The sequence below is a fragment of the Bradyrhizobium diversitatis genome, from assembly GCF_016031635.1.
GTDB lineage: Bacteria > Pseudomonadota > Alphaproteobacteria > Rhizobiales > Xanthobacteraceae > Bradyrhizobium > Bradyrhizobium diversitatis.
The window spans coordinates 1-23,517 of sequence record NZ_JACEGD010000002.1 but is presented as its reverse complement, the minus strand read 5'-3'; the positions used below and the strand labels follow the sequence as shown (position 1 = coordinate 23,517).

The 23,517-nt window shown below is 59.8% G+C and carries 16 protein-coding genes and 2 pseudogenes; 8 read left to right on the top strand and 10 right to left on the bottom strand.

Features of this window, described 5'->3' with window-relative positions:
* Nucleotides 1–123: 123 nt before the first annotated feature.
* The gene (locus tag H1B27_RS01580; RefSeq protein ID WP_197964737.1) at nt 124–612 is read left to right on the top strand and encodes a hypothetical protein; all 489 of its coding nucleotides are present in this window, start codon (nt 124–126) and stop codon (nt 610–612) included.
* A gap of 40 nt (nt 613–652) precedes the next feature.
* Here H1B27_RS01580 and H1B27_RS01575 read toward each other — a convergent pair whose 3' ends face one another.
* A complete protein-coding gene (locus tag H1B27_RS01575; RefSeq protein ID WP_197964736.1) occupies nt 653–2,797 on the bottom strand; it encodes a ParB/RepB/Spo0J family partition protein in 2,145 nt (714 codons plus the stop codon).
* Nucleotides 2,798–2,971: 174 nt separating this feature from the next.
* Nucleotides 2,972–4,167 (bottom strand): annotated as a pseudogene (locus H1B27_RS01570) (DUF932 domain-containing protein).
* A gap of 383 nt (nt 4,168–4,550) precedes the next feature.
* Between H1B27_RS01570 and H1B27_RS01565 the strand changes: the two are divergent.
* Nucleotides 4,551–6,686 carry a hypothetical protein gene (locus tag H1B27_RS01565; RefSeq protein WP_197964951.1) on the top strand — a complete coding sequence of 712 codons (2,136 nt, stop codon included), beginning with the start codon at nt 4,551–4,553 and terminating at the stop codon, nt 6,684–6,686.
* A gap of 264 nt (nt 6,687–6,950) precedes the next feature.
* On the opposite strand, the gene H1B27_RS40945 is transcribed toward H1B27_RS01565, so the two are convergent.
* The 3 genes from H1B27_RS40945 to H1B27_RS01550 form a co-directional block, all read right to left on the bottom strand.
* Complete coding sequence (locus tag H1B27_RS40945; RefSeq protein WP_311976919.1) at nt 6,951–8,435, bottom strand: RES family NAD+ phosphorylase; 1,485 nt, start codon at nt 8,433–8,435, stop codon at nt 6,951–6,953.
* A gap of 126 nt (nt 8,436–8,561) precedes the next feature.
* Complete coding sequence (locus H1B27_RS01555; RefSeq protein ID WP_197964735.1) at nt 8,562–9,815, bottom strand: DUF6035 family protein; 1,254 nt, start codon at nt 9,813–9,815, stop codon at nt 8,562–8,564.
* 163 nt (nt 9,816–9,978) lie between these two features.
* Complete coding sequence (locus H1B27_RS01550) at nt 9,979–11,037, bottom strand: Fic family protein (protein WP_283816918.1); 1,059 nt, start codon at nt 11,035–11,037, stop codon at nt 9,979–9,981.
* An 83-nt stretch (nt 11,038–11,120) separates the two neighbouring features.
* Here H1B27_RS01550 and H1B27_RS01545 point away from each other — a divergent pair, with 83 nt between their 5' ends.
* The 3 genes from H1B27_RS01545 to H1B27_RS01535 all read left to right on the top strand — a co-directional run bounded on the left by H1B27_RS01545 (nt 11,121) and on the right by H1B27_RS01535 (nt 13,883).
* Nucleotides 11,121–11,609 carry a hypothetical protein gene (locus H1B27_RS01545; RefSeq protein ID WP_197964734.1) on the top strand — a complete coding sequence of 163 codons (489 nt, stop codon included), beginning with the start codon at nt 11,121–11,123 and terminating at the stop codon, nt 11,607–11,609.
* 120 nt (nt 11,610–11,729) lie between these two features.
* Nucleotides 11,730–12,719: a S1 family peptidase gene (locus H1B27_RS01540; protein WP_197964733.1), complete on the top strand. Its 990-nt coding sequence runs from the start codon at nt 11,730–11,732 to the stop codon at nt 12,717–12,719.
* A gap of 96 nt (nt 12,720–12,815) precedes the next feature.
* On the top strand, nt 12,816–13,883 hold the full coding sequence (locus H1B27_RS01535; protein ID WP_197964732.1) for a hypothetical protein: 1,068 nt from the start codon (nt 12,816–12,818) through the stop codon (nt 13,881–13,883).
* Nucleotides 13,884–13,930: 47 nt separating this feature from the next.
* On the opposite strand, the gene H1B27_RS01530 is transcribed toward H1B27_RS01535, so the two are convergent.
* Nucleotides 13,931–14,419, bottom strand: coding sequence for a DUF2937 family protein (locus H1B27_RS01530; protein ID WP_197964731.1), 489 nt, complete (start codon nt 14,417–14,419; stop codon nt 13,931–13,933).
* Between the two features lie 293 nt (nt 14,420–14,712).
* On the opposite strand from H1B27_RS01530, the gene H1B27_RS01525 reads away from it, so the two are divergent.
* On the top strand, nt 14,713–17,454 hold the full coding sequence (locus H1B27_RS01525; RefSeq protein WP_197964730.1) for a tetratricopeptide repeat protein: 2,742 nt from the start codon (nt 14,713–14,715) through the stop codon (nt 17,452–17,454).
* A gap of 163 nt (nt 17,455–17,617) precedes the next feature.
* Here the strand turns inward: H1B27_RS01525 and H1B27_RS01520 are convergent, their stop codons facing one another.
* From H1B27_RS01520 to H1B27_RS01505, 4 genes are read right to left on the bottom strand one after another with little or no spacing between them, the layout of a single operon-like run.
* Nucleotides 17,618–19,612, bottom strand: a complete 1,995-nt coding sequence (locus tag H1B27_RS01520) for an ATP-binding protein (RefSeq protein ID WP_197964729.1) — start codon at nt 19,610–19,612, stop codon at nt 17,618–17,620.
* Nucleotide 19,613: 1 nt separating this feature from the next.
* Nucleotides 19,614–21,002 carry an SIR2 family protein gene (locus tag H1B27_RS01515; RefSeq protein ID WP_197964728.1) on the bottom strand — a complete coding sequence of 463 codons (1,389 nt, stop codon included), beginning with the start codon at nt 21,000–21,002 and terminating at the stop codon, nt 19,614–19,616.
* 10 nt (nt 21,003–21,012) lie between these two features.
* Entirely contained in the window at nt 21,013–21,444 is a 432-nt protein-coding gene (locus H1B27_RS01510; RefSeq protein ID WP_197964727.1) for a PIN domain-containing protein, read from the bottom strand.
* The gene (locus H1B27_RS01505; protein ID WP_197964726.1) at nt 21,441–21,743 is read right to left on the bottom strand and encodes a hypothetical protein; all 303 of its coding nucleotides are present in this window, start codon (nt 21,741–21,743) and stop codon (nt 21,441–21,443) included. The genes H1B27_RS01510 and H1B27_RS01505 overlap by 4 nt, the downstream gene beginning before the upstream one ends.
* Nucleotides 21,744–22,288: 545 nt before the next feature.
* Between H1B27_RS01505 and H1B27_RS01495 the strand changes: the two are divergent.
* Both H1B27_RS01495 and H1B27_RS01490 read left to right on the top strand, forming a co-directional pair.
* A pseudogene (locus tag H1B27_RS01495) lies at nt 22,289–23,230 on the top strand (recombinase family protein); the annotation flags it as partial.
* A gap of 70 nt (nt 23,231–23,300) precedes the next feature.
* On the top strand, nt 23,301–23,517 hold a 217-nt coding region (locus tag H1B27_RS01490), incomplete at its 3' end, for a transposase (protein WP_197964725.1).

Below are 23,517 nucleotides of genomic sequence, written 5' to 3'. Positions count from 1 at the left end.
CGCACCGACTCAAACCCTCCCGGCCCGCCTCTCACTCTCTGCCCGATGCCCTTTGAAATGTTGCGGCCAGGAGATTACTTGACCTGTGTCAGGGTCGCTGCGCGCTCGCGCAGCAAGAACCGCTTGTGGCGCGAGCCTCAAGAGCTGAACGGCCTGATCAACAGGCTGCCGCTGACCTGCCCCCGCGCTTTCGCGTGGGGCGCGGGTCTCGGCATGCGGTTCACGAGCCCCGACAAGACCATCGAACCGCTTCTCACAATGAAGGAGGATTTGATGGCTCAAATCTTGAGGTTTCCCACCAAGAAGATCGAACCAGTCACCGTTCGCAGCGGGAGCAAGCACGGTGTCAGCGTCGAAGTGCTCGATGATGTTCGGCCGCGACGCACGCGGTGGAAGGTTCAGTTCGAGATCCAGGAAGCAGCAGGGTTCGCTGCCTTGAAAGGCTTTACCGATCGCGCCGTGGCCAATGGCTATCGACATCGCTTCGAAGTCAGCAGCACGCGGGCAGTACGGCGATTCGTAGCGGAAACCTCCGGTCTCGTCGCCGCCGGCAGGATCGCGATCTGGATCGACAGCCTGAAGGTGCAGCCCCTGGTGGCTCGCAGCGCATGAAAATAGGCTGGGGCGATGATCATCGCCCCAGCCAGTATTTCTACTCGGCAGCGATCATATGCGGTTCGTCCGCTTGATCGGCCGGAGTTTCCTCGTGGTCGCTGGCGAGGAATTCCGGCAGCGCCTCGCCACCGCTCTCGGGCTCCGCGGCGTCGGCGGTCGCAACCTGGTCGACGTCGGCCATCCGCAGGGGCTCGGGGAGCCAGCCGGTCTTGGCCAGGAGACGTTCGGCCTCCTTGGCCATGTCGCCCTTCTTCAGATGGTCGATGAGCTGGGTGGCCCGCTCGCCGGCGCCTTCCCGCACTGCCTCCAGGATTCGGCGCTTCGGCACGCGGCCAAGATAGTTCTCGACCGTCGGGCGCCAACCGGATTCCACCATGTCGAGGTCGACGGTCCGGGCGATGCGATCGGCCTCAGTGATCCGCTGCTCGATCACGTGCGGCGTGACGCCGCCGCCGTAGCGGTCGCCCTTCTCGTAGAGCGCGTTGACGCCGAACGAGGCACAGTGCGCAAAGAGCGCCGCCTGCTCGTCGCCAGTGAGAGCCGAGAGCCAATCCCAGAGATCGGCCTTGTCCTTCGGCAGGCGCTCCTCCCAGGTCTTGTGGCGCGCATCGATCGCCTTGGCTGCCGGCGTATCCTTCAGCCCTTGCGCCTGCACCGGGAAGCTGGGGCTGCGCAAGGAGATTTCCATCGCCGTTCCATAGGAGGAATAGCGGGAGAAGACGTCGAGGCAGAACTTGTGCAGCACCGCCTGGAAGGCGACCGAAGGCGTGGTCGCCAGCTTCTCGCGCAAAGCCAAAGTCCGCTCCGCCGTTAGCTCGGTCAGCAGGCGGTCCGGCAGCGGCTTCACCGCATCATCATCCTCGTCCTCGGGCTCAGCAACCTGCCCGCCGATGGTGATGACGGCGCGCTGGATAACCGGCACTGATGGTTCGGCGCCGTCCAGAGCCCCGGCAACCGGGGCGCCATCGCTGTCCTTCTCTGGCTCGGCCACGGGCACTTCGTCCTCGGGCCGGACGTAACCACGATCGACCGAGAGCGTGCCTTCGGCGTCGATGCTGACGAACACACCCGCACGGGCGATGTCGGCCCGCTGATAGATGATGGGTCGATCGTCGAAGGCGGCGAGAGCTGTCTCGATCTCGCCTAGTCGCTGGTCAACCTCGTCGGGCAGTTCATCCAAGCTGTCATGCTCGGCTTCTAACCTGGCATATTCGGCCTTGAGGGCGTCGATGGTCGCCTGCTCTTCGGCGGTGAGATCGGCGGGTACGCCATCCAGCTCGCGCAAGCCACGACTGTGGCCGTAGGGAAAATCGACAGCAACCTCGATCCACTTCCAACCCTCGGCGGCGATTGTCTCGGCCTCCGTCTTCAGCTTCTCAGCGACAAGACGATCGAGGAGAGCAACGTCCTCAAGCCAGCCGCCGTCGTCGGACTGAAACAGGTCGCGCAACACCGCGCCGCCGGCCGCCTCGTAGGCGTCGAGACCGACAAACGCGGCGCGCCGGTCGGAGGCGCGCACCGTCTTCTCCGTCAGCATGCGGCGGATCTGATAGGGCTCCTTCTGCCAAGAGCCGGAGATGGCCTGCCACACCTGCTCCTGGCGGCTGTGATCCGCGGTGACGGTGAAGGCCATCAACTGCTCGAGCGAGATGCCGTCGTCGGCATAGACGTCGAGCAGCGTGGGGGAGACCGAGGCGAGCCGCAGGCGCTGCTTCACGACGTTGACCGAGGTGAAGAAGGCAGCCGCGATGTCCTCCTCGGTCTTACCCTTCTCGCGCAGAGCCTGGAAGGCGCGGAACTGGTCGAGCGGATGCAGCGGCGCGCGCTGGATATTCTCGGCGAGCGAGTCGTCCTCGGCGAGAATGGTGGTCGCGGGATCACGCACGACGCAAGGCACCGGCGCGGTCTTGGCCAGGCGCTTCTGCTTTACCAGCAACTCCAGCGCACGGTAGCGGCGTCCGCCCGCCGGGATCTCGAACATGCCGGTCTCGGCGCCTTCGGCGTCGAGAACCGGCCGGACGTTGAGGCCTTGGAGCAAGGTACGCCGGGCGATGTCCTCGGCCAGCTCCTCGATCGAAATGCCGGCCTTCACACGCCGGACGTTCGACTGGCTGAGCACCAGTTTGTTGAAGGGAATGTCGCGCGAGGACGACAGGGTGATCTTCTGAACGGCAGGTGCCATGTGTGATACTCCGCGACGGGCGGCCCAAAGACTCTCTCTGGGACCTCCAACCCGTCACGAAGCGCAGCGCCGCCCTCTTCCTCTCAAGGGCAGCGCCGCAAACCGACGATCAGGAAAGACGGAAAGGCACGAAGCCGGAGATACGCCGTTCCGCATCATTCGGCTTTCCAGGCATCAGACCACCCTGTCGAGCAGCCTCTTCGCGCGCCCCTCCAGATCGAGTCGCGCGTCCTGGTGAGTCTTGCCCCGCGCAACCGCCGTAATGCCTTGCACGAAGTCGAACACGCTCTCGGGCTTGCGCCCTTCCTCGGATAGCACCCTTTCGATGATCTTCGCCGTCTCGGTCTTCGAGAAGCCGCGCTTGCGCAGGAACTCGCTGCGGTCGTCGTCGGTGCGGGCGACGATCGTTTCTCGCGCGGCCCTGATGCCATTGACGAAGGGCATTGGTGATGAATTGGCAAAGCTGGCCAGCGCGGGCGCCGCCTCGTGAGCAAAGCGTGAAGCGGCGTATTTAGAGTGGCGAATGGTGATCTCCTCGAAATCCTCGACACCCCAGAGATTGCGGTTCTGGCAGACGGCGCGAAGATAGAAGCTCGCCATCCCGAGTGTCTTCGCTCCCACCTCGGAATTCCAGCAGTAAAAACCGCGGAAGTAGAGGTCCGGCGAGCCGTCACGTAGCCGGCCGGCCTCGATCGGGTTGAGGTCGTCGACCAGGACAGGAAGACGTCGCGGTCGGAGGCGTAGAGCGTCGTCGTGTCCTGGGTGACGTCGACATGCGGGTTATAGACACCGGTCGACCAGTCGAGCACGCCCGGCACCTTCCAGCGCGTGTCGCCTGTGCCGTTGCCCGCGATGCGCTGAACGGCCGCCACGAGTTCGTCGTCAAAGATGCGCCCGTATTCGGGGCCCGTAACCGCGCGAAGCTCGACGCGACGGTCTTCGATCTCGAGCGTCTTCACCTGCTCGGCGGAATGGGAGGTCAAGCCGTACTGCAGATTGATGCCGGCCAGCGGCGCTGGAAGCTGACGGAGGTAGGCCGCTGGCGCTCCGACCAGGCCGGCGAGTTGACCGAAACTCCAGTGAGTCGGTGCAATCGGCGTGTCAGAGCCGGGCAGCACCAGAGCCAGGCGCTCGGCATCGTCGCGGCTGGCCTCAACCCGGATTGCAGCGCTCTCGACGGTTCGGGTCCGACTTCGCTCGGTCCGTCCACGCACCGCGGCATAGAGGTCCGACAGCGACAGATAGCGCTCGTCCGCTGGCCGCGAGAACCATTCCGACGATACTCGGCCGACGCGCGTCCCGCGGGTCGCATCCACTTTGTAGCCGTCGGCATGGTCGCGGCCGGCGCTCAAAACTTCGACTTGGGTCATGGGTCATCTCCACGACAGGCGCTGGAGGCCTCTCCTCCGTTCTTCAACCCGTCACGGCGAAGCCCGTCCACCCTCTCACTCTGATGGGGGCGTTGCGGGGTTCTCCCCGCAGAAGGGGTCGGCCGAGACCACAGGCTCGGGCGCAGGGGAAGGCTTTCCCCTCAAGAACCATCCCCTGGCAATCAGGATGTCATCGGAGCAATAGGTCGCGTAACCCGATGGATCTGCTCGGAAAGTTTAGTGCACCGCAAACGAGGCGGACGGAAAATTGGGTCTTAGTTTGCGGGTAACTTCCACCATTTCCATACGGCAGCTTGACTTGATGTCCCGCACACCGTCAGAACGATCCTTCAGAAATCACCACGTCAGCGATTGAAACGAAAATGACGCTCGATATCAGGGGCAGCATCAAGAATACGAAGATCAGCTCGAACCCGTATGTTGTTTTCGAGGAACTGATCTCAAATGCAATCGACTCGTTCCTGATCCGAAAGCACCAGGACGCCTCTGCAACCGACATGCTGGTTGACATCGACGTCGAAATTATTCGAGCTGACATGCTTGATGATCGCGAGTCCATGATCGTCTCCTGCAAAGACAACGGATGCGGGTTGGGAGACGATCAGCTCAAAGCATTTCTGACCAAGGACACCTCCTACAAGGACGACCTTCCGATCTTCGGGATTGGTCAGTGCAAGGGCGCGGGACGAATCCAGTTTTTTCACCATTTCTCGGCTCTCGCGATCGACAGTACCTATCGCAGCGGACACGATATCCTGAGGCGTCAATTGCACTATTCAGAGCCAAAGAAGCAGATTGACCCTGACGATTTCGCAACCAGCACAGGAAGTGAAGCCGCGATCGGGACCATAGTACGGCTGGAGCAATTCAAGGATACTGCTCTCGCGCGGATTCAGCACTCGGAGCCGCCTAGCGTCCTGTTTTCCGCGCCTGCTCTGAAGAAGCAAATGCTGGTTGCCTTCCTTCAGAGGTTGGTGGGCCTCGCGAGTCGGCTCGGGAGCTTCGAGATCAGGTTCACCACTCGCCATTGGAAAAGGGGCGACGAGATCGAGGTATTGAGACATTCCGACTTGCCAGAAGTCACGGCTGAGCGGGAGGTGGACGTTGAGGAACGAGATCCGAGGACCGGCGACGGTCTAGCAACGCATCAACGGTTTAAGCTCTCTCACTACCAGCTCGATGCGAACCTCTTCGATCTACCTCGAAATGCCATCGCATTTTGTGCGAAATCCTCCCCTGTGAAGGATATCACGCCTTATTACCTGCGCACCCGAACGGAGCAGAACAATCCAGTTGGCGGATTTCACCACATCGTGCTGATCGAAAGCGACTATCTGGATCAGCGCGTGAACGAGCAGCGCGACGACTTCGACAACATCCCTGACGAGATCCCTAGTGGAGACATGTTTTCAGCCGAAAAGCTGTCTTACGCAGCAATCCACGAGGCGATTGATCCGATCATCGAGGAGATGGTCGTCCCTGCGGATTGGGACAAGGACGACGTTTTGAAGCAAGTCACTGACCAGTTTGGTGTCAGCGAGGCGATGCTCCAAGATACCTCAACGCGCATCGTTTATGGCGAAGCGGCCCAGTCGGTCGCTGAGCGCGTTCTAAAAAAGTATCAGGAAAGAATCATTGATGAGACCGCGGAGATCTTCAAACTCAAAGAGGAAATTATAAAAGCCGAGCCGGATTCGGAGCAGTTTCGCACTAAGATCAACGAGCTTTCATGGAAATATACGTCGTCCCTCAAAGCATTTGACATGGCGAACCTGTCGCAATTGATAGTCCGCCGCGCTGCGATCGTACAGATTCTCGATCTTGCGTGCCGTAAGCAGCTCGCGGGACAGGCTGTCGCGGAGGGCGGCCGCCGAAAAGACGAGAAGATCATCCACAGCATCTTTTTCCCGATGCGGAAGGACAGCACTGAGGTCGCTGACCACGACATTTGGCTTCTGAGTGAAGAATACCATTACTACGACTACATCGCCTCAGACGTGCCGCTATCAAGCATCCGGTGGAACGACAGCGAGAGTGTTTTCGAAAGTGACATCGACCATGAGTTTCAAAAGCTGCTTGCCAAGCGAGCAGATGACAATGGCGGTAAGCGGCCAGACATTGCTCTGTTCAGCAAAGAAGGCTCAGCCATAATCGTCGAATTCAAGGCCCCGGGAGTATCGATGGACGAGCATGTCGGCGACCTTTCAGAGTACGCTCATTTGCTCGCGGCCAAATCAGGAGGCCGGCTAAACAAATTTTATGGATATCTTATCGGTGACACTGTCAATCCACTGCGTCTGAGCGGAACTTGGACACCGTTTTCAGTCGGTCAGGGATGGTTTCAATCGAGCGCCCTCTTGGACCCTCGCACTCGGCAGCCATTGGGTGAGACCTATTTTGAATTGCTCCACTTCGGTGACGTGATTGAGCGAGCAAAGAAGCGGATCGGCGTATACCAGGACAAGCTCAAGCTGAATCTACATCAGGACAATCATTGAAGCCGCGTTGAGCGTGGGCAACGAGCTGGGCGAGCGCGCACTGTGGTCTTCCGAAGCAAAGTGCGTGGCTAGTATCGCCACCATCGCTCGAATCCGCTTGCAGCCTCACGACAGCCCTGATGTAAGGCAGATGGTACTGGAGTTCATCGATACGTTCACGGTCGTCGTGGGATTTCCGCGCCCTTGCTTCTGGCGGCGAAAGGCCCCGTGCGTGAGCGCCTTTAGTCGTCGCCGCCACACACCTTCTCATGACCTGGTGTAAATTTAGAATGGCGATCGATCGTCCTTCTCCCAGCGGGAACGACGCACCTGATACTCGTCTGTCTTGAAGACGACGCCCTCCACATGGTGTACGCTGACGCTGTCCGGCATGACGCGAAGGCTTGGCTCCCGCGGATCGGAATCGACCCGTTCTCCCGCCAACGCCGGCATGGCATCGAAGTCGGGCCATCCTGGCGATTTTTCCTTTTCTTCATCAACCTTTGGCGGCGGCGGCGGCACCTCCTCGAATACCGAGTAATCGACTTCCCACCCCTCCGCGGTACTTTGCCCCGTCCTGGCTCTGATCTCGGTCCCGCTCGGAATTTCCATCGCCTCGACGCGCGCAGCCTTGTGGAATAGGACGACGTTGAGCACGTCTCCGGCGACCTGAACCGACGGGAAGATAATGCCATCGATGGGCACCGAGGATTCCGTTGCGAGAAAATCGGCGATAGCTTGCGTTGCCAGATACTCGAAAGGCTCATCGTCGGGCATGACTGGTTGGGTGATACGGTTGCTCAGAGATTTCAGAAATTGCGCTCGTTCCAGCCGGCGCGCAAAATCGACGTCAAAGATGCTTCCGCGCATCTGGACATTCTTGAGCGCTGTCAGATCGAGCAGCCGGAGTTTTCGGATGATCTCGAATTGCGCCACGGCAACCTTGCTTCCAACCGGAGGCCGCACCTCGGCGATGGCGGCCTTGGGATCGTTGGCGCCGTAGAACACAGAAATGCCCCGCGCATTCATGCGACCTGCCGCAGCCACCAGCGCCGGCGGCGACCCGAGCTGGAGGTCGGGCCGACACATCGCCGCCTCGAGTTTGTCCTCGGACTGGAAGACCCGGGCACGAGAGAGTGTATGGAAAGGCGTTCCGGGTCCCGCATCTACGACCAGAGGCTGCCCCTGCCGCGTCCGCAAAGCATCCACCCCGTCGAAGATGGCCGCCAGATGCGTAGCTGCGGTGCGGCTGAAGAAACGCGCCTCGGTCTTGAGAGAATTCTCGAACCGATACCATTCCTCGCGCCAAGCATCATCGCTGACCTTTTTCTCTTTATAGTAACTGTCGCTCGCGAACTCCGTCTCTTCACCCATGGCCGCGCTGTCGAAATCGCTATGTTCCTCCTCCAGGATTGACTGGACGTCCTGGGCTGCGTCTTCAGGGATTTCGGCGGCGTTTTGAATGGCGTACACGACATCATCGCCATGTCGATTCCATTCGTAGCTCAGCTCCTTGTCGCGCTGGAGCATATATTCGTAGTCGTTTGGTTGATCTGACGTTCGATAGTAGTGCTGCTCGAACGCGGTCGCCACACGCTCAGCCATCTTGTCAAGGCTGAAGGTACGACGCGTCTTGTCGCAATAGCTGCACTTAGCGCGTTTGCCCTTTGCGCGAACTTCATCGCTTAGATACTGCTCGCCAATGCAGGCGTAGCATATGCGCTTCGCTTCGAGGTCGTCACTATCTACGGAATGCACGATATTTTCCACCTTGTTGCGCCATCGTCTCCTACCAAGCCGCTGCCCCCACAGGCAATCTGGCCCCGTCCGCAATCCTCGCTCGCTTGATTGCGCTACAGAATACGTCAAGCGCTGAGATACGCTGCTGGCATTGCGTCAAGCTGAAGAGAATATCTCCGGGAACAAGGCCAGCGCGATCTTTCCCGACACGCTTTGGCGATCGTCTTGCGCCACTGTGCGAGCTTTGACGATCTTGTTGCGAACACTCTCGATTTCAAAGAGAGCGTCCCTGTTGGTCAGTCGGGCGAAGGTCCGAATGAGGCGCACATAGCGCTGTCGTCGCTCGACATTGAGGAAGGAGTTCAGCACCTCGACAAGATTCTGCTGCCGCGATCCGACCGGCCGACCGTCGACCAGGGAAAGTAAGCAGTTGATCAATGCATCCACATCGAGCGCGTGCAGCTCGTTGACGTCACTCCTCGGAATCGCCACTTTGGCGACGAGTTCGCCAAACAGGATCTCACGCTCTTTCCATTTCGTACCTCTTTCTCCGAGCGCGCCGCGCCAGCGCGACAGAAAGTCATGATGCCAAGGCGGCCTCGACGGGACCGCGTTTGCGCGCCCTCCCTCGATCCAATTGAGGTCGGAAATCGCGACCAATTTCGAGCGCCATGCGTCTTCATCCAGCCAGAACGCGCGCAAGATTACTTCTCGCCGCTGTCTGGAGAGGGCTATCGTTTCATCGTCAATTGAGAACAGGTTCTTGTCGTGGGAGTAGAAAATGTCCTCAAACGAACTGAGTAAGCGGCCGCTCGTGGGTGGCTCAAAATTCCAGGTGAGCCAAATCAGGCGAATGGACGCGTTCTCATAGAAATCTTCGCGTTGCACGATGATGGGGATTTGCGTGGTTGCAAGTTGAACCTCCACGACGAGTGGCATGCCATCATAGATCGCGCGTACGTCCGGCCGCCGCCGTCCATTCTCTAGGATGAGATACTCATCGACAACGACGCTTCCTGTGGTCGTGCGCGGATCGTTGGTCAATAACTCACCGACGATATGTTTGATTTTGGCATGCAGCGGGCTTTCCTGCGCTCCGTCAAATTGTTGCGCGCTAACGATATCGACGCTGGCCGGCGTCCCCGTCCACCAGGGACAAAGCTGTGGGGCACCCGGGTGGTGTTTCCAGTAGGGCTGGCCGGTCCGGCCTTCGCGCGGAGCATAGACGGCATGTCCGCATTTCGCGCAGACGAAACGCGCTTTCCTGTCGAGCCGCGCGCGCGTCGCCGCGCGACGGAGAACCTGATAATCGTCCTTGCTCATCGCTATGAGCGCATCACTCGTGATGCTGTGCATTGATGCAAGGTCAACCACTCTCTTGAGTGTCCTTCGGAGAATCGCCTCGGCCATCTACTGAATCTCCCTTCGTCCGGCGTGATCATTGAGCATTTGCGGGATCGCGTGCTATGGAGAATCGCCTGAGTCTCAAGGAAGTCCCGCCGACGGCATGACCGGCGGCGGGGCGAAGACGCAACTCGCGGCTTCACCGATTGTCAGCCCGGCATGCCGGCCGTCAGGTGTCCGCACCGGGAAGAATGGGTTCTTCGCCGAAGGGGCGGTTAATGATCGACAGCGCGTCGGGCGCGGCGAAGACGCGGTTGCGCGCATAGCCGGTACGCTCGTTCAAGATTTTATTCTCGACCAGTTGCTCTACCGCTTGCGAGGCTGCAGGCACCGTAATGCTGAGAAGCGAGGCCAGACGCTTGACGGTCAGCACCGGATAGTGCGGCAGAACATCGAGTGCTCGCAGGCTCGCTGAGCCCTGGCGAAATTTGCGCCGCTTCCGCCATAGATCGCCAAGTGCAGACAAAGCGTCGCGGGTCTTCAGCAGCTCATCCGTGGTGCCGACAATTGCGTCCGCCATGAACCCGACCGCTTCATGCCATTCGAGGCGCTGCTGAGCCGCTTTGAGCGATTCATAATAAGCTGTCTTGTGGGCTTCAATGTACGGTGACAGGTAAATCGGCATCATGCCTTCCGCCGCCATCATCAACGGCAGGAGGAGACGGCCGACGCGGCCATTGCCATCACGAAACGGGTGGACTGCCTCGAAATGTGCATGCGCAACCGCCATTCGCACAATGAAGCTCTGGTACATCGCCTGCATGCCCTCGCAGCGCATGTACTTCATCGTGTCCTCAAGACACGCGGCAATGTCCGACGGCGGCGTCGGATTGTAGGTCGAGTAAGCAATATCGCCCCTGCCGCCGATCCAGACCACAACCTGGCGAAGATCGCCGGGCTTGTCCTTGTATTCTGCGTCGCCGCGCATGACGGCGCGATGCAGATCCTGCACCAAACCGCTTGTGAAGATTTCCAGTTTCTCTTGTCTGGCCTGCGGCAGGAAGTCATCGAGCGCGAGCGCGTAGTCACGCACCTGAACTACCGCCTCGCCCTGCTGGGAATCTTCGCTTTCTTCACCGGACAGCAATTCGTCAAGCGTGCTGTTGGTGCCTTCGATCGCCGAGCTGCTGACAGCTTCCCGCCGTGGCAAGATGCGGCTGATCAGATACGGGTCCTTTAGTTCGGCCGCGAGCGTCTCGATGCGCACCAAGGCTGCATCCGCCGACATTTCTCGTGGCCGATCCTACGGTAGTCAGGCGAGTAAGACGCCAGCGCGCCGTTCGCCTGGCTGAAGGCTGGCAGGAAGTCCGTGTGTGGGTGCCCACCGAACAAGACGCAAACGACATCAGAAACCTCGCCGCCGATCGCAGGGCAAAAGCCAAAGCGCTCGCCGGCCTTGACGAAGGAATTAAGAGCATGCCCCCAGAAACACTGCACCGCATTGCCGAGGCGATCGCATCCCAGGGCTCGGCAGCCTACACAACCCCTTCCGGTCCTGTACTGGACCTCCTCACCAAACTCGCGGAAGAGGACGATCTCGCGAGCTTCTCGCGGGCTTTCATTCTTCTGGCGCGCGCCGCACCGGCTAACGCCGCGTTTGTCGCGGGCGCGGTGCCGGCAAAGATCTCCAACTTCCTGATCAAGCACCGCAACGTCAAGGCGACCGCGCTGATCAAGTGGACCGAGTCGAATCCGGATTGGACTGAGGAGCTCAAGAACGCACTGCGTGATCCCGATCTATTTGTTCGTGTCGTCGAAGACTTCGCCTCTGCAATCAAGCAAGGTGCCGCCGCTCACTAGACCTTTGACAAAGAAACCTGCGCCGTTTCAAAAAAGCGGCGCCGGTTTCCTTGTGACTCGGATGAGCCTTTACATTGAATGCGCCTTAGGGCGATTAGCCTTGCCGTGTTAGACTGGGCGATGCCCTTTCCAGTCACCCCCGCAGCCGGAGACGATCCCCGCCAGTTTCTGATTCAAGACCCGACGGGGGTTCGCCATCCGATTATCTCCTTACTGGCAATCGACAGCCACACAGACCGCGTCTCTGGTCTCGGCACGGCGTTCCGGATCGACTCCTTCGGAGGATATCTGACCGCGCAGCACGTGCTTGAAGCATGGCTCGGGCCTTCGCGCCCGCGGTCGACGGTTGTAGGTCTGCTCAACCCGGGGCTTGTTTATGGGCGCGCCCCGATTGGGGTCGACGGGATGGTCGTGATTGCGTCAGCGACCGCCTTTCGCACCCCGCCAGAAGATATTGCCCTTGATCGGCTGCTCAACCGTGACTCGAGCCGCATGTCACTCGACTGCATGACGCTGTCGTTCAAAGCGGACAACACGCGCCTGCACGAAGTACGCGATTTTCTGCCCCTGCGGCTGACCGGAAAATGGCCCGAGATCGGCGATGAAGTCATGGCGGTGGGATTTCCCGAACTGCGTTCGATACAGGACCGCGAGATCGACACGGATGTTCTGACCGAGCGCATGTATGGGTCTATTGGCCGCGTAACGGCAGTGCTGCCGAGTGGCCGCGAACATCGGCCTTGGCCAACATTTGCGGTCGACAGCCATTGGCCAGGCGGTATGAGCGGCGGACCCGTGTTCAACCAGGACGGAGAGGTGATCGGCCTCGTCAGCTCAAGCGACGAGCCGGGAAGCGACGGTGCGCAATCCTACGCCTTCTGGTTTGCGCCGATCCCGGGTCTTCAACGCAACCTCCCTCACGTCGACCCATCGAACCCGGGATGGGTGCGCGGTTGGGCGGTGGTGCGCAACGCTCCTTGGCATGTTGCGGCAATGACCAACGACCACGCACGGGCAGAGGAAATCTGCGCGACGCTGGCGTCGGACTATTCGGTTCGCTTTGGCTCCCTGCGGGCTGGCTCAGATGATTTTATGGGTTCGGCCGATTAGGCGGGTCAGCTAACTTGAAAGCCGACCAGGTTGCCGATTTCACCAAGTCGTAGGCCCGACCTTTTCCACGCGTAAATTCAAGGCAGCGACGCCAAAATGAGCAAACCATTTGATCTTCTCAATCTCTATGCCCGCTTCAGCCGCGAGCAAAAGATTTCCGTCACGGCGCCCCAGACAGCCCAGGAATTTCTGGCGGCGATCGGCGCGCAGCTCGACAAGGCATTGACCGATGACATTCTGATCGCGGGCCAACGAACCGCGGCAATGTTCGAAGCCATGGTGGTGGCGCTTGGTCATTACAAGCTGATGAAGGTCGAAGATACCGGGCGCGTCTATCCTGTCGGCAGATATCGGGCGCCCGATTTCAGAATCGTACTGGAAGACGACGAGCAATGGCTGGTCGAAGTCAAGAACGTCTACGAGGCAGATCCGGTCCGGCAAGAACGTCAGATCATGACACCGTCTTATCTGTCCTCGCTCGACAGCTACGCGCGGGCAACACGGGCCGCGCTCAAGGTGGCCGTCTATTGGGCCAGATGGGGCATCTGGACGCTCGTATCCCCGCACGATCTGCTGGATGAAAATGGCTACCTCAAGCTCGACATGAAACATGCCGTCCGCTTCAATGAGCTGGGCAAGCTCGGCGATATGACAATCGGCACAACGCCGCCGCTCACACTTCGGCTAACCGCCGACACGCCCAACGCCATCGGCCCCGACGGAATGGCGGCTTTTACGGTTGGAGAGGTCACGATGCTCAGTGAGGATCGTGTCCTCACGCGTACGGACGAGCAGGAGATCGCGTGGAAATTCATGAATCTCGGGGAATGGGCCAAGCAGAAGACCAAGGCCATTGTGACTGACGGAAGATTGTCGGCGATCGAGTTTTCTTGGCTGCCCGAGGAACGGCTCAACGAGGACACTGAGAGATTTGAAATAATCGGCACGCTGAGCCGGATGTTTTCCCGCCACTATTCGCAACAGGCCAATGGAGAACCGGATTCAGTGCAAATTGAACTTGAACATCGGCCCAACTGGTTCGCGCCACTGGTATCATCCGACTACAAAAGTGATGCGTTGCCGCTATGGCGCTTCATCCAGCAGCCGCTCGCGGTGAAGACCGCGAACAAGAGTGGAGGTATAGAAACGCCGCGCGGAGTTTGACGGCTCGGTTTGCTGTCCTCCTGCCGATGAATCTCGGTTTCGTCGGATCACGCAGCGACTCTGCCTCGTGAGCCGGCAACAGCGCCGAGAACCAAGAATGCAGCATAAGACAAGCACCAGCCGATGATCGCAAATACAATGCCCGTGAGGGTCGTCGGAAGCGCGGGTGCATAGGCGCTCCAGGCTTGCGCCATGATCGGCTTGTCGTAGTCAACCGCTACCGCCAGGATGGCCGCAGGCGTGACGCCATTCGCCAAAGCCGATTGCTGCTCGTTCAGCCGGTCCAGCCTTCGAACATATTCCGTCATTCGCTGCGCCTGGTCGCGCACCAGTTGTTCTGGGTTCTTCGCCATCACACCGAGTGCGCCCGATCGGTCATAACCCGAGCGGCGAGAGTCCTCGTCGAAGTTGCGCACAATGACTGTCAGCTCGTCGGCTGCCCCACCGAGCCGCTGCCTATACTGTTGCAGGAGCTCAGGAATCTGCGCAAACAGCAAAGCACCCAGAAGCGACAAGACCGCAAAGAGCCGTTGCATTGCACCACTCCTTTTCAAGTCGAGACCATCGCTTTGAAGTTTTCAATAGCCTCGATTCGGTCATTCGGGTCCAATCACAAGAAGTGGTTGTCAGCCCGCGTCCCCGCCCCGGTCGGCCGAGGGCGTTCAGCCCGTTTGGGAAAACCTGTAGCGGGCTCTATGCACCGATCAGCTGTCGCTCGGGAGCAATCGAAATGTTGGACGATATGCTACGATATGCGACGGGAATGCCCTCACGTGCCCGCCTCTGAAACGCTAAACACAGAAGCTATGCCACCAGTCGAGAATTCACGATGAATCCAAAGCGCAAGGTCGCGCAAATTGACCGTCTGGCTGGTGCAATTGGCTACATCGCCACCGATTTCGAGAGGTTCGCCGGACTATTTCTGGACGCCCTGCTCGAGGTGCCTCTGAACCATCAAGGGACCAATCTGGTCGGCTATGCCGTTGGCGGCGTGGTCGATACAGTCAGCGACGACGGCCGGATAGTCGCCGAGTACTCTGATGCGGGCGGTTATTTTGAGCGCCCGATGGCCAAGGCGGACGGCGATCTGAGAAAGGCGCTCAATCGCAAACCGTCCGCACGGGACATCTTCCTGCTGTCGGGCCAGCGAAAGCGGCCCCAAGTCGCCCAGGAGTTCGAAAGCGCCGTCAGAACCTGGCCGGAAATGGAGGGCAAGACTCTGCACCTGTGGGGCGCGGAAGAGATCGCGACCCAGCTGATCGAAAAGTTGATCTTCAGCGACACCGTTGTTCGAAGGCTCGCTCCATACCTGCCTGAGCTACAGAGGATTCGGGATGAAGAGGCGGTGAGCCGCTTGGTCCCCGCCCCGGATCGAAGCCGCATTATTCGCGTCGACGTCGACGCCGACATCTCGCGGCGCCTCTCGGAAAGTCCAGTGGTGACCATCAGCGGTATCGCCGGGCTCGGCAAGTCAGCGGCAGCTGCCGCTTACGCCACGGACCACGAAGACCAGTACGACCTCGCGATCTGGCTAGACGCGGGGGAAGTCCGTCGGCCAGAGGAACTCCAGGCGCTCCCTTTGGTGCGAGGCGGCGAAACCCGGAACGTCACGGCGCTGCTGCGCACCGGGGCCTGTCTGTTAGTAATCGATGACGCCGAACCCGGTCTTTCGACAGCGCGCCTTGGTGAACTTTGCGGGCCCCGCTCACGGATCATCCTCACGCAGCGGTCGGCACAACCAGGCTCATACGAACTGCCAATGTTCGTTCGTGGAGAGGCACAGAGCCTGCTCGACCAGGATGGCGCGATGTGCCCAGCTGATGTGTTTGACATCATCTGGTCCACGGTGGGCGGCCATCCGCTGACCCTGGGTCTGATCAGCGCTGCCGTGCGGCAGGGCGCCACGTGGGACGAGATCGTTCGTGACTGTCGGGCTGTCGGCGAACTGGAACATCATGGCCAGCGCCTCGCCGACCGGCTCCTGGGGCGCCTGCGACCTGCCCTCGAGCGCGAGCTGTCTGTCTTCGCCTGGGCCGAGCAAGCAACTTGCGGGCAGGACTTTCTCGAGCATGTCGTCCAGCCGCTCGGCATCCGCAAGCTCCGCAGCCACGGGCTTACAGCTGCTGACCGAAGCGGGATTATTCGGCTCCACGATGTCGTGTACGCGGCGCTGAGCGGCGGCGGCGGCTGGTGTCCCCCGGGGCGGCGCGTCGAGCTGGATGCCGCGCTGGAGGACTATCTGCGCGCCGCGGCAAGTGAGCCTGGTCTGCGTCTTTGGACGATCGGGCGCGTCCTCCTCCCTAAGCTCAAGAAGCTGATTGCTGCAGGAGCTCGCTCTGCCGCGTTCCGTTACGCGCTGCTCACGGTATCGGATCATACCGAACTGCCTCCCGAACTCGTGGGTGACCCATTGCCCGACGCCAATGCGCTGGCAGGACGCCCGCCGGCGCCTTTGGCGTTGATGGCAATTATCGAAGCGATCGAGCAGCTGTTCCTCTACGACAAGCTGGAAAGCGATGAGATCGCCAAGGCCCGGCTGCGGGAACGCCTGTCAGCCTTCGACACACTTACTGGACTTCCCGGGCTCACCGACAGGCAGACTGCCGAAGTGCAGCATCATAAGGGTAAGGCGCTCAAGAGACTTGGTGACTCGGCCGCCGCGGCCGAACTCTTTGAGCAGGTGCTGAGCGGACCCTCGCCCATGCACGAAACCCGCCTGCAGTTGATCGATATCTACCGGGTCAATCCCGCCAAAGTGGCTCGGGCGATCGAGCTGGTGGATGAAATCCTCGCTCGCGCTCCCGGCGAAGATAACGTGACTTACTCGGTTCTCCTGGGTGTGATCGAGCGCTTGCCATGGGGCTCAGGCAACTGGCGAGCAGGGCTCATCCGACGCCATGCCGACGCAATCGAGCGAACGATCGTCGAGGCAGCGAATGTCGGCGTGCTGCAGGCGATTCGTGCGTTCGCTGCGCTCGGGCGCTACCTTTCGACCGAAGAGCCGGTCATGTTTGGGCGCATCTTCGAGCAGCTCTCCGAGCCCGCGCTAGAAGGCTTGCAGACCGACAGCGATCGTTTTGCGTGGGCTGAGGTCTATTTCGAGGCAGCCCGCCTGCCGGGTGCCGACGCTTCCGGCTTCCATGCCAAGGCCCTCGCCCTCCATGAGTCGCTGGTCCGACCACAGCTTTTCCACCTCCAGCGGCGCGCCGAACTCCTAATCGAAATGGGTCGACCGGCCGAAGGCGAGTCGCTCCTACAAGAGCGGAACGATCTTGAGACCAGCGAGTGGCTCCAGCGGCTCATGGCCCGCGCCCGGCGCGCGCAGGGCGACGCGGCCGGAGCGTTGGTCTGGATCAACAGGGCGCTGGACCGCCTCCGGGCGGACCATTTTCGCAGCGAATTCTTGGAACTGCGTTATGACATCCGGACCGATCTTGGCGACGCTCGCGCCACCGAGGATCTCGTCGAGGCTCGTGTAGCGAGTCAAAAGGACGTCGAAGCGGCCCGTCTAGATATGCGGCTCAACGACCTGGGACTTGGACGACAAGTGGGATCACGGCGATCTCCTTGACCGACGCATCTCAATCCATGTCGCCCGCTTCTCAAGTGGAAAGTACTCGATACTCCAACGGGAAGCGCCTCGAACAAGTTACTTCAACTACTTTCGCCGAGGAGACCGGTTCTGCATAATCGATCCGCGACAAGTTCCGGCAAAGGCATCGAGAAACTTTGAGCTAGGCCCCCCAAGCATCGATAATTTGTGCGAGCGGAAATGGGGCTTTTTCTTTCGACCACTCATGGAAAGGGGCCGCCGTCTGGCTATAGGGGCTGGGATCGGGCCTATCGAATTGCACTCGTGTCGGGATGTGGAACGCGCTGCCGAAGACAATCGCTTCACCTGACGACAATATCGTTACCTGATCGAGCAAGCGCCGGGCTTGCATCGGGATGATGCGACGGAAATGGTCGATGTCGTCCGGATTCTGAAGACGATGGCTGATGAAGTTAGCGCACTGACTGATGATAGTCTGGCTAATCTCGCTCGGACGTTGGCTGGCGATGATGAGCGACAGGCCGAACTTGCGCCCTTCCTTTGCGATACGCTCAAAGGTCAGTCGCGCCAGTCGATGACCTCGATCCTCGTCCGCGCGAGCTGGTCGGGCATAGTTATGCGCTTCTTCGAGGACGAGAACCCACGGATGTTTGTAGCGCGACGCAGCGGGCAAGCGTTCCCGCGCCTCCAGCAACACGCGCCCGATGACCGCACATGCATAGGGCAGCACTTCGTTGCTCAGCATCGAAAGATCGAGCACCGACACCTTTGGACCTGTCGTAGCCCCCAATCCGAAACGAGCGAACCAGGCCGACAAACTAGCAATAGCAGTGTCAGCGTCTTCATAGTTGAGGAATGCACGCCATCTTTTGTCATCAAGGCGGGTCTTCAAACGCAGCTTCAGCGTGGTGAGATGGGCGTCCACCCGGAAGGTGTCCTCCTTTGATACAGCGCGATTGATCAGTGATGGATCTGTCAATGTTGATCGCGCGATCGGAAGTGGAGAGTCCGCAGTGCGCGCGCCAGCCTCCGCTGTATCACGCCCGCCGACAATCTTGGATCGGATGGCGTCCTTGAGCTTCTCTGCTTCGGCCGCGATCACAGCCTGATTGTTCATGACCTCGGTGTTGTAGTCGTTGGCGGAGCGATGTGAGGTGAACAGTTTATCGAACGCCGTGGTGTCGATATCGGTGTTCGCGAGATGGCCGGTAACGGCGTCACAATAGGAACCCGCAGCCTTTTTCTTGATCTTTGTAAGTTCACTGAGAAGTTGATCGAGCGCGCTCATTGCATTCTGCAGCGAACCGAGACTAGCCGCAGCTGTGGCATTGCCGCCCTTGGCGATCGCCCACCAGTCCTTCAACACGGGTTCCTGTGTCTGTTCCGCCGCGCTCAGCCATGCACAGATCTCCTCCGCATTCAGGAACCAGAGCGGGAGGCCGAATTCTTTGCCATTGAGATAGATGCGATCCGGCAAGCGTACCGCTGCTTTTGCGGCAGGAAAGGCTTTGGCGTATTCGCCATTAATGTCAAGAATGAAGACATGCGGCTCCTCTGCTGCGCCGTCGAGCGCCTTCATGGCCTTCTGAATGAGGCTCGACACCGAGAATGACTTACCCGATCCGGTGTTGCCGACGATGGCCAAGGGCCTCGAGAACAAGTCATTGTAGGATGCCCGGACAACGTTACGCGCCTGGCCCGTCGGAAATCCGATCTTCAAGTCGCAGTCAAAATCCCTCGCATCATAACCCTCCGGCCTGTTGCGACGGGGCGGGATTTCAAACACGGCGCGCAAGATGTCAGGTGATCCGATTTCTGCCGGTGTATCGAGTGTTGGCAGGATGGATATACCCGGACTGAAAGACGGGTCATCGTCGGTATGCTCGATGGTACCCAGCAACTGCACGCTAGCGGTCCGGCGCGGCTTCATGAGTTCTAGGTTGAGTTCATCGCCGCTGGTGGGATCGAAGCTCTCACGTGCCTCAAGATCGGTAATGATACCAATGACGGTTTCGCCCGCTCCCAATGAAAAAGTCAGATACGCGTTGATCGCGATCGCAGCCTGAACCCCATCAAGGGTCGCGCGCAGGGCCGATCTGGTTTCGGGCAGCAATTCCACCTTCACCCGGAAGCCTTGAACCGAGACAATATGGCCGACGAGACGTGGATTATCCATCTTACGCCCCCGAAGCGGGTTCAACGGGCGTCGCTGACGAAGCTATTTGCTTCTCGAATCGTCGCAGGCGCAGGAAGTCGTCCAGCCATTGCACGTCGGGCATCACCGAGCGGGCGAAATCATCAAACGTCGCGTGTTTGAACTTGCTAGCAGCAAAGGCGGCATCCGTCGGGCACAAGACGAAGGCGCGCTTGCCGAGGTCCTTATAGCGGCGTACCCGCTCGATGACCGGGCTGGCTGGATTCGGTTCGACCACGAGCATCACTAACGACGGATTCATGAGCGCATTCTCAATGATGCGACTAACGTGATCATCGCCAAAGCCGTAACCGAGAACTAGCAGGAAGGTCTGGGGGACACCGAGGCGTACCTGAAAGGACCGGAAGAGATGCGCATAGGGCATCGTCAGGGTCTGCGCGAACTTGTTGGCAGTCGGCAGGATTCCAATCGATGGCGTTCCGCCGGTCAATTTAACGAGCACGGCTGCCTTCTCATCCGGATTCAAATCTGCATAGCTTCGGAACGGGACGAGGTCGGGATGCCGCGCTCGCATCTCACCGTCCTGCTCAAACCAATGAATGGACCCATGCAGCTTGTAGAAGTGCAGGAACTTGTCGAAGCGCCGCACCCGGCCTTCGGCAACCTCACCCGGATAATAGACATCGAGCCCATAAACCGATGGATCGAAGCGAGCGGCTGCTCGGCCGGTGAAGCCGTCGAAATATTGGATGCCCAGCAACTCCAACGCCTGCTCGAACAGCGTGTCGTAATTCAGCGTGAAGAGATGGGTTCGGCCAAGATTGCTGTCACGCGCGACGAGCTTGGACAAAAATGCAAGCTGCGGCGCGATCTCGCTTGCCGACTTCGCTTTGGCGGTGTCAGGCAAAGACAGGGCGCATTCCGAGAAGATCGACATGCGCAGGCGATTAACAAACCATTGGAGGTCATCAAGGCTTGGAGCTGGCGTGCCCGGCCAGGTGAGGCCAGAAAATGGTGCGTCCTTTGAGTTAGCAACGACAAGGGAATTGGCAACGAATGATAGCCACTGCTCGAACCCCATGATGGGCTCATCGAGTAAGTCGGCCAATGAGACGGCATCCCGACGCGCTTTGATGATAGGCCCGACGGAGGCGGGCGCGTCGGAGAGAGCCTCGATCGTCTCGAAGACGGCGGTTTCAAGATTCACCATGGTCTTCCCGCCAGCCGAAACCGACGTGCCAGATCCCGTCAGAACGACGAGGTTCTCCATACGCAGCCATTCGGAGATCAGCGCCTGGAGGCGAATGCGCCCCTGCTTCTGATCAAGCCCAAGCAGCAGGTCGCCTGCGTTGCCGTCCTCAGTCAGACCGATGAGCTGATACTCTATAGGTTCAGGCGCCCCTCCTGTCATGCATTTCCCCCTACAAGTCGCCGCGCAATGGATTGATGATCTGAAGCCCAGCAAAGTCTTTTTCGTTGTCCGTCACCACCACGCAGTCATTGGCACCCGCGACGGCAGCGATGATCATATCGAGTCCGCTACGAGGGCGTCCGACAGCCTTCCCTTCCGCCATCAGCCGCGCCCAGACCAGGCCTGCTTTGTCGTCGAACGACAAAATGCGGCCCGCAAACAGCGCTTGCGGTCCCTCTTGACCAACGAACCATGCGTCGAGCGCATCGCGCTTCTTGCCGCGCGGCTTTTCCAGAATGCCGCGCCGGATTTCGGCGACTGTCAGCGAGGCAATGAACAAATCCTCATCGCGCTGTTGGCCTATCCAGGCCAACAGTGACTCTGACGGTTTCGGCTTGACGATGTTGCTGATGATGTTGGTGTCGAGAAGATAGCGCGTCACAGATCGGCCTTACGCCCTTCTTCACGGGGGCGCGTCAGGTCGAGATCGGCACCAACTAGCGGCGAGCGGCGCAACGCACTCAAGATGCCACCGGGCTTCGGTGGCTCGCCAGAAACGGCCTGTTGCACCGCGCGTCGGAGATACCCGGCTTCCGGCCCTTCCTCGGTCAACTTCCGGGCAAGCGTTCTGATGAGATCGCGATCGGTCTCGAGGGCTTGGAGCTCAAACCGCACGATGCCGCGGTTGGTCAGCCGGGATCGGTAACTTTCGATCGCCCTTTTCTGCGCACTATTGCTCACTGATCGCCTCCATGGTATATCTGGATATATAGCCGAATCTTCGGCTTGCCGCAAGACTGCGACGGTCTCATTTGACGTCAGCAGCAGTAGTAAGAGGTCGGTATGTTGTCCGACGTCGCGATCAAACAGATCGCATCTAGCAGAGGTGATCACGAGAATATTTTTCGTGCGCTCGACTTTGCGATTTCCCTATCCGCTACGCTTCGTATCTCGGATCAACGCACGACCACGACACAAGACACTGATATCGCTAGATATTTTCTCTTGCGTTGCGGCCGCAACTCGCCATCTTTGCCACGATGCGGAGCGATCCGCGCAACGACAAGGACGCCGTGGTGGCGCGACCGAGAGGAACAACAGCCGAAAAGCTTCGCGTGGTCGCCGATACGGCGCCCGGAGCCTCGGCTGCGACCGTCGCCGCATCGAAATCCGATCCGCGCCTGGTCAATTTGGTGCGCCTGCTGGCCCGGCAGGCCGCGCGGGACTTCGTCCAAGCTGAAACAGACAGACGGAAGCGTGACCGTCTCCCGGAATAAGGAGGCGTCATGAAGGTCGCGCTCTACGCCCGTTACTCATCAGACAACCAGCGCGACGCTTCGATCGAGGATCAATTGCGCCTGTGCCGCCTCCACGCCGAGAAGCAAGGTTGGACTGTCGTCGACAGCTATACAGACCGGGCCATCTCTGGTGCATCGCTGCTTCGCCCCGGCATCCAGGAACTGATCGGCGATGCGACCCGGGGGAAGTTCGCCATTGTGCTTGCAGAGGCGATGGACCGCCTCAGCCGCGATCAAGAGGACATTGCAGGGCTCTTCAAGCGCATGGCCTTCGCCGGCGTGCGGATCGTCACGCTTTCGGAGGGCGACGTCACACATCTCCACGTCGGGCTGAAGGGCACGATGAATGCCCTGTTCCTGAAAGACCTAGCGGACAAGACGCGTCGGGGCTTGCGGGGTCGCGTCGCGCACGGCAAGTCCGGCGGGGGGCTGTGCTTCGGATATGACGTCGTCAAGCAGTTCGCCGCCGATGGCGAGCCAATCCGCGGCGATCGCACGATTAACGAAGCCGAAGCAGCTGTCGTCCGGCGCATCTTCACAGATTACCTCTGCGGCAAATCCTCGCGCACGATCGCCTTCGAACTGAACCGCGAGGGTGTGCCTGGACCTCAAGGCGCCGAATGGGGACCATCGACCATTCACGGCAATCCAAAGCGCGGCGTTGGCATTCTCAACAATGAACTCTATGTCGGCCGCCTTGTGTGGAATCGGCTTCGCTATCTGAAGGACCCAGATACGGGCAAACGGGTTTCTCGGCTAAACCCCGAATCCGAGTGGGTGATTCTGGACGTTCCCGAATTGCGCATCGTCGATCAGGATACATGGGACGCTGTGAAGGCGCGTCAGCAGACGCTTGCCTACGAGCCCTCTGCCCCCGGCGAGAACAAGCTCAATGACCGTCGGCGGCCCAGGCACCTCTTCGCCGGCCTAGGTTCTGTACTCAAACCCCTTGCGAGTGACGAGGCGGAGTGATTCAAGGCTTCCCAAAAGGGAGGTCCTGATGGCCCGCTTTGATCTTTCAGACGCCGAGTGGACAATCATCTCTCCGCTGTTACCTGGGGCGGAAGGCAAGAAGAATGGCCGGCCGCGGCCGGATGATCGCAAGGTGCTCAACGGCATCTTCTTCGTCCTGCGTACGGGGACACCCTGGCGCGATCTGCCGGAGCGCTATGGCCCTTACACAACAGCCTACAACCGCTTCAATCGATGGGCCAAGA

Excerpts from the sequence above, each read along its gene's own strand:
- H1B27_RS01575 (WP_197964736.1), bottom strand. The coding sequence starts at position 2,797 with ATGGCACCTGCCGTTCAGAAGATCACCCTGTCGTCCTCGCGCGACATT.
- H1B27_RS01565 (WP_197964951.1), top strand. The coding sequence starts at position 4,551 with ATGACGCTCGATATCAGGGGCAGCATCAAGAATACGAAGATCAGCTCG.
- H1B27_RS01555 (WP_197964735.1), bottom strand. The coding sequence starts at position 9,815 with ATGGCCGAGGCGATTCTCCGAAGGACACTCAAGAGAGTGGTTGACCTT.
- H1B27_RS01550 (WP_283816918.1), bottom strand. The coding sequence starts at position 11,037 with ATGTCGGCGGATGCAGCCTTGGTGCGCATCGAGACGCTCGCGGCCGAA.
- H1B27_RS01540 (WP_197964733.1), top strand. The coding sequence starts at position 11,730 with ATGCCCTTTCCAGTCACCCCCGCAGCCGGAGACGATCCCCGCCAGTTT.
- H1B27_RS01535 (WP_197964732.1), top strand. The coding sequence starts at position 12,816 with ATGAGCAAACCATTTGATCTTCTCAATCTCTATGCCCGCTTCAGCCGC.
- H1B27_RS01530 (WP_197964731.1), bottom strand. The coding sequence starts at position 14,419 with ATGCAACGGCTCTTTGCGGTCTTGTCGCTTCTGGGTGCTTTGCTGTTT.
- H1B27_RS01525 (WP_197964730.1), top strand. The coding sequence starts at position 14,713 with ATGAATCCAAAGCGCAAGGTCGCGCAAATTGACCGTCTGGCTGGTGCA.
- H1B27_RS01520 (WP_197964729.1), bottom strand. The coding sequence starts at position 19,612 with ATGGATAATCCACGTCTCGTCGGCCATATTGTCTCGGTTCAAGGCTTC.
- H1B27_RS01515 (WP_197964728.1), bottom strand. The coding sequence starts at position 21,002 with ATGACAGGAGGGGCGCCTGAACCTATAGAGTATCAGCTCATCGGTCTG.